We start from the raw sequence: 12,705 nt of genomic DNA on the forward strand, positions 1-12,705 counted from the left end.
GCTAGATCCATTCCTCCAGCTGGAGCAGGGGACGGGGTCCGGGGGTGGGGGCAGGGGGCGCCGCGGGGGGCCGCTGAAGCCAGTGGCGCGCCCGTCGGAAGACCGGTGCCGGTAGCGGAGCGCGCCGGATCTCGCGGCCCGCCCGCTCGGCGTCCGTCACACCGCGCAGGACGACGTGGCAGTTGGTCCCGCCGAAGCCGAAGGCGCTGATCCCGGCGCGCCGGACGCCGTGCCGGGGGTGCCAGGGCGCCAGCTCGGTCTGCGGGCGGAACGGTGACGCGTCGAAGCTGAAGCGGGGGTTGGGGCGCTCGCAGTGCAGCGTCGGCGGGAGGGCCTCGTGGACCAGGGAGAGGATGACCTTGTGCAGTCCGGCCATGCCGGCCGCCATGAGCAGGTGGCCGACGTTCGACTTGACGCTGCCGACCCCGCAGAAGCCGGTGTCGGCGGTGTCCTCGCGGAACACCTCGGTCAGGGCGCGCAGTTCGATCGGGTCCCCGATCATCGTGCCGGTGCCGTGGGCCTCGACGTAGGAGACGCTTCCCGCCGACGCCCCGGCCCGGTGCAGCGCGCTGCGGATGACCTCCCGCTGGGCGTCCGGGTTCGGGGTCGTCAGGCCCATCGTGCGGCCGTCGTTGTTCATCGCCGTGCCCTCGATGACGGCGAGCACCCGGTCGCCGTCGCGCAGGGCGGCGTCGAGGGGTCTCACCAGGACGGCCCCCACCCCCTCGCCCGGCACGAAGCCGCTCGCCGAGGCGTCGAAGACGCGGCAGGTCCCGTCGGGGGCCAGCGCGCGGGCGGCGCTCAGGGACAGGTAGGGGGTCTCGTCCAGGATGAGGTCGGCGCCGCCGACGACGGCCATCTCGCACTCGCCGGTCCGCAGCGCCTGGTGGGCCAGGCACAGGCTCGTCAGGGAGGACGAGCAGGCCGTGTCGACGACCAGGTTGGGGCCGCGCAGGTCGCGGAAGTGGGCGAGGTGGGCGCCGATGAAGTTCTGGTTGGTGCCGGTGGCGGTGGCCCGGCCGGGCACGGCGATCCGTGAGCCGTAGGTGCTGGTGCCCGAGCCGACGAACACCCCGACGCGGCGGCCCGCGATCTCCTCGGGCCGGTACCCGGCGTCGGCGAAGAGCTCCTCGGCCGTCTCCAGGAACAGCCGGGTGAGCGGGTCCATGTGCGCGGCGTCGGCCTCCGGGATGCCGAAGTAGCCCGGGTCGAAGTCCTCGATGCCGTCGAGGAACCCGCCCCACTTGCTGATGCTGCGTCCCTCCCGGTACTCGGGCGCGTACAGGGTGGCGATGTCCCAGCGGGACCGGGGCACCTCCCGGACGCCGGACCGGCCGTGCCGGAGCAGGTCCCAGAAGTGCTCGGTGGTGGGCGCGCCGGGGAAGCGCCCCGCCAGGCCGACGACCGCCAGCGGGAGGACGTCCGGCTCCGGGCGCCGGGCGGTGGCGGGGACGGCCCCGGCGGGTTCGGCGGCTTCGGCGGCCCCGACGGTCGGCGGGGTGCGGTCGGCGGCGGGTGCGGTGGAGCGGCCGCGGTCCCAGCGGGCCAGCCCGTCCGGGTGGTGCTCGACGAGGTACCGGCTCAACCGGGACACGGTGGGGTGTTCGAGGATGACCGAGGGCTCCAGGGGGGCTCCGGCGAGCGTCTCCAGCCCGGTGACGATGGCGGCGATCAGGATGGAGTCGACGCCCAGGTCGCTGAAGCGGGCGTCGGGGGTGACGCGGCCGTGCTCCAGTCCGAGTTCGCGGGCGAGGACGTCGGTGATGTGGGCGGCGCACCGCTCGACGAGGGTGTCCTGCCGGCCCGCCGCCTGCGCCGCGTCGGCCGACGGCCCGGGCTCGGTGGCCGGGGCGCCGCGCGGCGCGGGCCCAGGGCCCGGCAGCAGGGCCTCGGCCGCCTCGGGCCGGGCGTTGACGGCGATGAGGCTGGTGTGTCCGCCGGTGGCGAGCGCCGCGTCGAGCAGGGTCAGGCCCTGCTCCCGGGTGAGGGCCGCCAGGCCGTGGTCGCGGTAGCGGCGGCTGGTCACCTCGCCCATGCCGATCTCCGACCAACTGCCCCAGTCCACGGCGATCCAGCGGGTTCGCGAGCCCCGCACGCGCTCCCGCCGGGCGGCGTGCGCCGCGTAGGCGTCCAGCACGGCGTTGGCGCTCGCGTAGTCGCTCAGCCCCGGAGCGAGGGCGGGAACGGCGGCGCAGACGGAGGAGTAGAGCACGACGAAGTCCGGTTCGTCCTGCGCGAGGGCCCGGTCCAGGGCGAGCAGCCCGGCGCCCTTGGGTTCCCAGCAGTCGGTGATCTCCCGGTAGGACTTGTGGACGAAGGCGGGGGTGGGGGAGACCGAACCGGCGCAGTGCAGGACCCCGGCGACCGGGCCGAACCGCGCGCGGGCCGCGGTGAGGAGGTCCCCGGTGGCGTCCGGGTCGGTGAACGGGGTGTCGGGGAGCATGACCTCGGCCCCCGCCGCCTCCAGCCGCTCGATCGCCGCGACGCGTGCGGCCCACCACTCCCCCGGCGCGCGGTCCGCCCACCGCTCGCGGCCGGGCAGGGTCCGGCGGCCGGTCAGCACGAGCCGCCGCGCGCCCTTCGCCACCAGCAGTTCGGCCGCCGCGAGGCCCAGTCCCCCGGTGCCCCCGGTGATGAGGTAGGGGCGGTCGGGACGGATGCGGAACGCACCGAGGTGGCCGCCGGCCCCGGAGGCGGGCAGCGGCAGGCGTTCGAGCCGGGCGACGTGCCGGGCGGTCCCGTCGTAGCGCACCTCCGGTTCGCTTCCGGCCGCGTCCAGTTCGCGGAGGGCGAGGGAGAGCGGTCCCGGCGGCGCGTCGTCCGGACCGCCGGGCCTGGTCTCGACGGTGACGGTCCGCAGCGCGGCGTACTCCGCGCCCAGGGCCCGCACCAGGCCGGCCATGCGGGCCCCGGCCACCGACTCCCCGGGGAGGGACGCGGACGCGTCGGGCTCCGGCCCCGCCTGCCCCCGGACGTGGACGAGGCGCAGGGCGTGCCCGCGACGGTCGGCGGCCAGCGCCCGCAGCAGGGCGACGCGGGCGGCCTCCCGGGCGGTGCCGGGGCCGCTCGTGGCGTCGACCAGGTCGATGACGGCGTCGAGCGGCCCGTGGGACGCCAGGATCCGCTCGGCGAGGCGCCCGCCGCCCTCGTGGTCGTCGAGGTCGAGCTCGAACTCGTGGGCACAGAGCGCCGGGAGGGCGGAGGGTTCGCGCAGGACCAGCCAGCGCACGTCCTCGGTGGCGGCCAGTTCCTCGACGAGCCCGATCCCGGCCTCCCGCCCCACCAGGAGCAGGCGGGTGGCGGCGCCTTCGGGGGCCCGGGACGCGGGCGGCGGTGCCGGCCGCCACCGCCGGGCCAGGAGGTGCGGGACCGGTCCGGCCTCCGGGGCCGGTTCCGGGGCCCGTTCCGCCTCCGGGGCCGGTTCCGCGGACGGCACCGGGCGGGCGGGGGCGGCGGCGCCGGGTGCGGGCCGCGACGCGGGGCCGCCGGTCAGCACCGGGCCGTGGGCCGTGGAGTGGTCGAACGGGTAGCCGGGGAAGGGGACACGTCGTGCGCCGGGGACCCGGGGCAGCGTGACGGGCTCGCCCAGGGCCCAGCGCCGGGCGGTCTCGGCCGGCGGGGCGGGGTCCGGGGCGTCGTCGGACAGGCCGCTCTCCGTCGCGTACAGGCCCGGCGCCCGCCGGCCGTCCAGGTAGTGGTCGAGCCCGCTCACGGCCTGGTCGAGGTCGGCGGCGACCAGGGCGATCCGGTGGGGCAGGGCGGTGCGCGCCACCCGCGAGGTGTGGGCGAGGTCGGCGAGCCGGTGGGGTGTCGTCGTGAGCGCCGTCCGCAACCGGCGGGCGTACGCCCGCAACCGGTCCGGCCCGTGGGCGGACAGCACGAGCAGGTGCTCCCCGGCGTCGTCGTCGGCCGGTGCCGGGACGGGCCGGGAGGGCGGCTCCTCCACGACGACGTGCGCGTTGGCGCCGCCGAAGCCGAAGGCGCTCACCCCCGCCCGCAGGGGCAGCGGGCGGCCGTCCGGGTCCTTCGGCTCCCAGTTCCTCGTCTCGCGCAGGACGGTGAAGGGGCCGCCGGACAGGTCCAGGTGGGGGTTGGCGCGGTCGCCCGCCGCGTTGGGCGGCAGCGTGCGGTGGCGCAGCGCGAGCAGCACCTTGAGCAGACCGGCCACACCCGCGGCCGACTCCAGGTGGCCGATGTTGGTCTTGGCGGCGCCCAGGTGGCACCACGGCTCCGCCACGGCGGCCCCAGAGCGGGTGAACGCCTCGGTCAGACCGGCCACTTCGATGGGGTCGCCCAGCCGGGTCCCGGTGCCGTGCGTCTCGACGTACGACACCGTGCGCGGCTCCACCCCGGCCCGCCGGAGGGCGGCGCGGACGACCTCCGCCTGCGCCTCGGGGCGGGGCGCGGTCAGGGAGTGCGCGCGACCGCCGTGGCCCACGGCGGACCCCCGGATCACACCGTGCACCTGGTCCCCGTCGCGCAGCGCCAGGTCGAGGGGTTTGAGGACGACGGCCCCCACCCCCTCGCCCCGGACGAACCCGTCGGCGCGCTCGTCGAACGTCCAGCAGCGTCCGCTGCCGGAGAGCAGTCCCGCCCTGCCCAGGGACTCGAACCAGACGGGGTTGAACAGGGCGTTGACGCCGCCCGCCACCGCCAGGTCGCACTCCCCGGCCTCCAGGGCGCACAGCGCGCGGTGCAGCGCCGTCAGCGAGCTCGAACAGGCGGTGTCCACGACCTCGCTGGGGCCGCGCAGGTCCAGCAGGTAGGAGACCCGGTTGGCGATGACGGACTGCACGTGCCCGGTGATGGTGTGGCCGCCCACCTCCTCGGCGGCGCGGGCCAGGTGGTCGGCGTAGTCGGAGAGGGTGGCGCCGACGAACACGCCGGTGCGGCTTCCCGCGAGACCGCGCGGGTCGAGGAGCGCGTCCTCCAGCGCGTGCCAGGCCGCCTCCAGGAAGAGCCGCTGCTGCGGGTCCATCAGCCGGGCCTCGCGCGGCGGGACGCCGAAGAACTCCGCGTCGAAGGCGAGGATGTCGTCGAGGAAGCCGCCTCGGGGCGCGTCCCGCGTGAACCGTCCCGCCGGTGCGGGGCCCACGAGGTCGCGGCCGTCCAGGAGCTGGCGCCAGTAGGTGTCCAGATCCGGGCAGCCGGGCAGCCGGGCCGCCATACCGATGACGGCCACGGGCCGGGGCCCTCGCTCCCCCGCCGGCGTCGAGGGCGCCGCATCCGGTGCGGACCGGGGCTCCGGGGCGGCCACCGGCGGGGCCGCGTGGGGCCGCTGGTCCGGTTCCGGCGCGGCGGCGGAGTCCCGGGCCGCGATGACCGCGTCCCGGTAGCGTGCGCACAGCACGGAGGCCAGCGCGTCCACGGTGGGGTGCTGGAAGAACGCCACGGGCGTGAGCGCCAGCCCGAACCGGTCGTTGAGGCGGTTGGCGAGATCGGTGAAGAGGACGGAGTTGAAGCCGTAGTCGCCGAACTCGACCTCGGGGGCGATCTGTTCGACGGGCACCTTGACCAGCTCGGCCGCCTCCGCCCGCAGCAGGGCGCACAGCCAGGGGCGCAGGCCGTCGGCGGGCCGCCCGCCGGGCTCGGGGGCGTCCGGCGGCGGGCCGGCCGTGTCCGCCCGCGCCGCGGGGGGTTCGAGGGCGTCCAGGGCGGTGGTGATCCGCCGCTGGTCCCCTCGGGCGACCAGGACGGTGGGGGAACCGAGGGCGAGGACGTCCCGCAGCGCCGTGCGGGCCTCCTCGGAGGAGATCGCCGTCAGGCCGGTGGTCGTCGCGGTGAGGCGCCGCACGGCGTCGGGCATGCGCATGCCACCGTCCTCCCACAGGGGCCACACCGCCGAGACCGAGGCGCCGTGCCGCCGCCCCCGCGCGACGCGGGCGGCACGCTGCTCGGCGAACGCGTCCAGGACGCGGTTGGCGGCGCAGTAGGCGGCCTGGCCCGCGTTGCCGAAGGTGCCGACGAAGGAGGACATGAGGAGGAAGAAGTCCAACGCGTCGGCGGCCGTCTCCCGGTCGAGCAGCAGCGTTCCGGTGACCTTCGGCGCGAGGACGTCGCGGACGGCGGCGTCGGTCAGGTCGGCCAGCGGCGCGTCCCGCAGGACCCCGGCGGCGTGGACGACCCCGTGCGGCGGGCCGAAGCGGCTCCGTGCGGCGGCCATCGCCTGCGCCAGAGCGGCGGGGTCCGTCACGTCCGCACGCAGGTACAGCAGGTCGCCACCGGCCGCCCGGCACCGCTCGCGCAGCTCCTCCACCGCCTCCGGGGCGGCGGAGCGTCCCAGCAGGGTGACCGACGCGGCGCACGCGTCGGCGAGGAGGACGGCCAGCCGTCGACCGATCCCGCCCGCCCCGCCGGTGATCACGTAGTGCCCGCCGCGCCGCAGGCCGACCGGGCTGCCGCCGGTGGCGGGCTCGGCGCGGTGCCAGCGGCGCGTGCGGCGCTCCCCGCCGGTGAGGCGGACCTCCGTCGTGCCCCGGCCCGCCTCGGCCACCAGGTCGGCGAGCGCGGGTTCGGCCGTGTCGGCCCCGACCTCCACGCGGACCGCCCGGAACCCCGGGATCTCGTGGGCCAGGGCCCGGCCGAGCCCCGGGACGACGGAGCCGTGCGGGTCGTCCTCGTCGGCCGGTGCCGCGCACACGTAGGTGAGCGGGCCTCCGCCCGACGCGGCGCGCCGGGCCAGCGCGAGCAGCGTGGCGGTGGAGCGCTCCACGCCCTCCGCCACCGGCCCCCCGGCGTCGTCCAGCCCCCGGCGGTCCACCACGATCAGCTCGCCCGGGACGCCGGGCAGGTCGTCCGGGTCGGCCGCGTGGTGGTCGGCCCCCTCGCTCCAGTCCCGCGGGCCGCCGATCGCGACGACCGTCGCCCGGGTGACGGGCCGCTCCTCGGGAGCGGGGTGGGTCGTCGTCCAGCGCGGCGTGTAGTAGGCGAGCGGGGACGCGTCGGCGGGCGCCTCGTCGGGCCGCGCCCGGTCGGCCCGCGCGGGCGCCGTCTCGGCGGCGGGGAGCCGGTGGCGGGTACGGGCGAAGGGGTAGCCGGGCAGGGGCACACGGCGGCGCCCCGTGGCGGGCAGCACGGCCGACCAGTCGCAGCGTGCCCCCGCGCACCAGAGCCGACCCAGTTTGAGCAGGTCGCCGCGCTCGGCCAGGCCGCGCAGCAGACCGGTGGTCTCGGGACCGCCGTCGAGGAGGTCCGCCAGGTCGCGCCCGGCGCCGGACCGCTCGAACGCCACGCCGTTCAGCTCCCGGGCCGCCTCCTCGACGGTCCGTCCCGAGGCCGTGAGCGCGTCGAGGACGTCCCGCAGGTGGCGCCGGTCGCGGACGGGGAACGCGAGGCGGACGGCGTGCCGTTCCCGACCCTCCCGCAGGGTGTACGCGACGTCGGCCGGGTCCCGGTCGGCGCCGGGCCCGCGCAGCCACGCGGCGAGCCGCAGGCAGACCTCCCGCAGGGTGGCGTCCTCCCGCGCGGAGAGCACGACCAGTTCCGGGCGTTCCGGTCCGGCGTCCCCGGGGGCGCCCGTGCCGGTGGACGGCGGCTCCTCCACGACCAGGTGGACGTTGACCCCGCCGGCGCCGAACGAGCTGACGGAGGCCCGGCGGGGCGCTCCGGCCCGGCCGGAGCGCCAGGCTGCCGCCTCGCGCTGCACCTGGAAGAGACCGGTGTCGAAGTCGATGGCCGGGTTGAGCCGTTCGGAGTGCAGCGAGGGCACCAGCGTGCCGTGGCGCAGCTGGAGCAGCACCTTGGTGAGCCCGGCCAGCGCGGCGGCGGCCTCGGTGTGACCGATGTTCCCCTTGATGCTGCCGACCGGGATCGCACCGTCCGGGCCGGGCGAGCCGAAGGCCGCGGTCAGTCCGCGGATCTCGATGGGGTCGCCGAGCGCGGTCCCGGTCCCGTGCGCCTCGACGTAGCCGATGGTGGCCGGGTCGGTACCGGCCCGCCGCAGGGCCGCGCCGATCAGCTCCGCCTGCGCGGCCGGACTCGGCACGGTGAAACCGCTGGTGCGGCCACCGCTGTTGGTGGTGACCGCCTTGATCACTCCGTGGATGTGGTCGCCGTCGGCCAGCGCGTCCCTCAGCGGCCGGAGCAGCACCGCGCCGACGCCCTCGCTGGTGACCATGCCGTCGGCGCCCGCACCGAAGGGGCGGCAGCGGCCGGTGGGCGAGAGCATGCCCAGTTGGGCGTACTGGATCCGGCGGGCGGGGTGGAGGATGACGTTGACGCCGCCCGCGATCGCCGCCGAGACGGTGCCCGCGCGCAGGGCGTCGCAGGCGAGTTGCAGGGCGACGCCGGAGCCGGAGCAGGCGGTGTCCACCGCGATGCTGGGGCCGGTGAAGTCGAGGAAGTAGGAGACGCGGTTGGCGATCTGGTAGATGTCGCTGTTGGGGTAGCGGCTGAGGCCGTCCAGCGCGGCGTTGGCGCTGAGCACGGCGTGGTCGGGGCCCATGGAGGCCACGTACACGCCGACGTCGCGGCCGAGGCTCGCCGCCGTGTGTCCGGCGTCCTCCAGCGCGTGGTAGGCGGTCTGGAGGAACAGCCGCTGCTGCGGGTCCATCGTCTCGGCCTCGCTCGGTGCGAGACCGAAGAACAGCGCGTCGAAGGCGTCGACGTCGTCCAGGAGCCCGGCGGCGGCGGTGTAGGTGCGGCCGGGGCCGCCGTCGGGGTCGACGAGGTCGGCGCGGCCCCACCGCCGCGTCGCGTCCCCCAGCGACTCGGCGCCGGCCACGAGGTTGTGCCACAGCTGGTCGAGGTCTGCGGCGCCGGGGTACCGCCCGGCGACGCCGACGACGGCGATGGCGTCCTCGGCGGCTTCGGCGTCCTCGGCCGCGGTAGCCGGTGCGCCGGGAGCGGCGCCGTCCCCGGCGTCCGGCGCGGACGCCGGCGTCCGGGGTGGCGCCGGGGCCGCCGGCTCCGCCGGGCCGGTCGGGCCCGGGGTGCGGGCCGCCGGGGGGAGCACGGCGCGCGCGACGTCCCCCAGCGTGCGGTGTTCGAAGAAGAGGGTCGTCGGCAGCCGGCCGAAGTGCTCCTCCAGGGCGACGGTGGCGTCGACGATCTCCAGCGACTCCAGGCGCAGCGACTCGACCGTGGTGTCCGGGCCCAGGCGCGCCCCCGTCCGCCGTCCGGGCCGGGCCAGCACCCCGCAGACGCGGTCCAGCGCCTCGGCCCACGCGTGGGGGGCGACGACGCCCGCCGCCGGGTCGGCCGCGTCCGCCGCGCGGGCGGCGGGGGGCTCCGGATCGCCGGTGACCGCCCGGTGCAGCACCTCGGCGTCGACGAGGACACCGGCGAGGTCCGCGAGGGCGTCGAGCCGGGCCGTGCCGCCGGCGGAGGACGCCGCCGGCGCCGGTCGCGGGGCCCACGCCACGGTGTCCCCGGTGGCGGGGTCCGGGGCGTCCTCCGGCCGGAAGGCGACGCGCGCGACCTCCGCCAGCGGCGCGTGGTAGACGACCTCGCCCTCCGTCGGTGCGGGTGACGCCCGGTGGCCGAGGACGGCGTCGAAGAAGGTGCGGACGGGGGTGTTGCGGGCCGTCGGCCGGTGCACGGCGGTGAGGTGGCGGCATCCGTCGTGTTCCTCGACGGCGGAGGCCACCGCCGCGAGGAAGGCGTGCTCCACGCCCCGGCCCAGGACGCGGCAGCTCAGCAGGAAGGTGTCCAGCGTCGCGGTGTCCCCGTCGCCGTCCGCCCCGGCCCGGGTGATGGCCACGCCCACGAGCCCGTAGTCGCCGAAGCGATCGGTGACCTCGGCGACCCAGCAGCGGGCGCCCTCCGCCGACAGCGCGCCGAGCTGGGACTCCGTCCTGCGCGTCGGTGCGAGGTTGAACTGGTTCGTCCGCTGGGTGAGTTGAGCCGCCCGCGCCAACTGCTCCGGGGTCGCCTGGCGCACGTCGACCCGCAGGTCGAGTCCCCCGATGAACTCGCTCAGCGTCGCGGTCGCCTCGCGCAGGGCCGCGCGCTCGCGGCCGGCCCGGTACATCACCGTCCGCCGTCGGTCCTCGTCCGTCACCTCCGCCTTGTCGAACGCCCACAGCCGGTCCAGGAAGTCCGGCCACCGGGCGACGTCGGTGGGCAGGGTGAGCGCGAGCACCTCCGGGAGCTCGGCCCGCACGGCCGCGACCTCGACGGGATTGTCGTCGAGGAAGACGAAGGCGTCGGTGCCCAGGCCGAGTTCCTCGGCCAGCGCCCGGATGTTGCCGGGCTTGGGGTTCCAGTCGACCCGGCGGGCCGCCACGTGCTCGGGACGCAGCGGCATGTCGGGCCGGTGCGCGAAGACGGCGTCCACGTCCTCGTCGCTGTTCTTGCTGCACAGGCAGACCAGGACGCCTTCGGCGTGCCGCTCCACGGCCCACTGCTGCAGTCGGCGGTGCGCGGGCCCGATCTCGACGCCGTCGGCCCCGTCCTCACCGCACACCCCCCGCCACAGCGTGTTGTCGCAGTCGAGCACGAGGACCTTGAACGGCGGGGCCAGCAGGGAGTGCGCCGTCCGCGCCACGGCCGTCGCCAGCACCGTGCAGGCCGTCGGGGTGTAGGGGATGTGGGCGTGCTCCTCCCGTGCCGCGTCGTGGTGGCGCGGCACGGAGTAGGGGGCGCGCCAGTCGGGGCCGGAGACCAGGTGGACGCCGCGCACGCCCTCCAGCGCGGTCCGCACCCGCGCTTCGAGGGAGGAGAGCTCCTCCGCGCGCCGGTCCGCGGCCGTCGGGGAGGGCGGGCAGACCATGACGACGAGCGGCACGGCGTCGCGGCGGGCGGCCGTCGTGACGGCGGCGGCGAACTCCTCGGCCGTCCGCACGCCCCCGGCCCCGCGCGGCCAGTCCTCGAAGCGGAGCAGGACGACGTTGCAGCCGCCGACGTTGCCGGCGAACCCGCCCGCCGGGTCGAGGAGTTCCTGGAAGACCTGGCCGTAGGGCGAGAGCCGGACGGACACCTCCAGGCCGAGCCGCCGCGCCCAGAACTCCAGGCCCTCGCGCAGCGGTTCCGTGGTGAAGGTGGCCGCCACCGCCAGCGCCGCCCCCGCCCGTGCGGCGGGGCCCTCGGCGGGTGCGGACGGTTCCCGATCCGGGTCGGCGGCGGTCCCGGCGGGGGCCGGTTCGGCGACGGAAGGCGCGAAGACGTCGACGACCTCGGTGGCGCCCGGTGCGCCTCCGGCCACCATCCGGCGCACGATCACGGCCGCCGCCGTCTCCACCGGCAGCGCCTCCTCGGCGGCGGTGACGCTGTCGGCGAAGGTGGTGGCGAGCCGGGGCGGCCGGACGAGGAGGCCGGACAGTCCGGGGTGCTCGGTGACGGCGGCCGTCACCAGACCCTCGACCGCGCGCTTGGCGGCGCTGTAGTGGGACAGGCCGCGCGGCGGTGAGGCGGCGTACGCGGAGGAGACGGCCACGACCTGGCCGTCTCCGGCGGCCACGTCCTCGGCGAACGCCGCGAGCGGTGCGTGCGCGAGCCGCAGGGCCGCCTCCACGTGCGCGGCGGCCCGCGCCACGGCGTCCGGGTGCAGGTCCAACGCCTGCGCCGGGGGCCCCGCGTTCAGCACCAGGAGGCGCACCGGCCCCTCCGACTCGACGATCCTCCGCCGCGTCTCCGCGCACCACCGGGGGTCGCCGACATCCCCCCGGTGAAGGACCAGCCGCTCCCCGTCCGCGCCGAGGGCGGCCCGCAACTCCTCGGCCTCGGCCGTGCTGTCCCGGAAGGCCACGTGCACCCGGGCACCGGACAGGACGAGCGCGGCGGCCACGGCGGCGCCCAGGCCCCGGCTCCCGCCGGCCACGAAGGCGGTCCGGCCGACGAGCGGCCCCGGCCCGGGACCGCACCCGAGCCGGGTGCGGAGCAGGTCGACGGAGGGGGCGCTCCCCTCCCCGCGCACGTGCACCCGCAGCCCCACCCGGGCCCGCAGGTGACCGGCCGTCACCTCGCCCCGCAGGCGCAGTTGCCGGTAGCGCTCGTCCACCTCGGTGATCTCGCCCCGGGCCCGGAAGGCCGAACGCCGGGGGGCGGGTTCCGCGTCGAGGTCGAGGCCGCTGACCAGGGCCGCGCGACCGGGCGCCTCCATCCCCGCGAGCTGACTGGCCCAGGAGAGCACGGCCAGGTGCTCGGCGTCCAGGGCCCGTTCGGCGAGCCCCAGCCGGTCGGCCAGGGCGGACAGGGCCGGCCAGTCGGGTCGGTAGGCGGCCCCGACGGCCTGCCCCGGGGCGAGACCGTCCCACGGCGTACCGGCCGCCGTCCGCCGCAGTCGGGACCGGGCGGGCCGGGCGGGGGCCTCCCGCAGGGTCCCGGGCTCCACCGTGGCCAGCACCTCGATCAGGTCCCGCCGCCCGTCCCGCAGGCGCAGGACGAGGCGGCGCGGCGGCGCGGCCCCCTCCACGGGTCCGTCCGGTCCGGCGCCCGCGGCGGCGTCCTCGGGAGCGGCGTCCTCGGCCGACCACGCGTACCGCTGGCCGGGCGTCACCGGGCCGCGGAAGCGGGCGGTGAGCGAGGACACCCGCAGGCCGGGGCGGGCGGGGCCCGCGGCGAAGAGCTTGAGCACGCACAGCACCCCGTGGGCGACCGGTCGGCCGAACGGCGTGCGACGTGCGTAGGCGTCGTCGACGTGCAGCGGGCTGGCGTCACCGCTCGCCTCGGCGAAGGCCCGGACCTCTTCGGGGGTGACGGTGAGGGTGCCCGTGACGAGGTGGGGGTTCATGCGGTGCTCTTCCTCTCCGGAGAATCGCACGTCCG

General features: G+C 77.4%; 1 protein-coding gene. It reads right to left on the reverse strand.

The window, feature by feature from the left end; translation table 11 throughout:
* Position 1: 1 nt before the first annotated feature.
* A complete protein-coding gene (locus tag IF129_RS00200; protein ID WP_191207314.1) occupies positions 2–12,670 on the reverse strand; it encodes an SDR family NAD(P)-dependent oxidoreductase in 12,669 nt (4,222 codons plus the stop codon).
* Between the last annotated feature and the right edge of the window lie 35 nt (positions 12,671–12,705).

The organism is Streptomyces chumphonensis (assembly GCF_014779715.1).
GTDB lineage: Bacteria > Actinomycetota > Actinomycetes > Streptomycetales > Streptomycetaceae > Streptomyces > Streptomyces chumphonensis.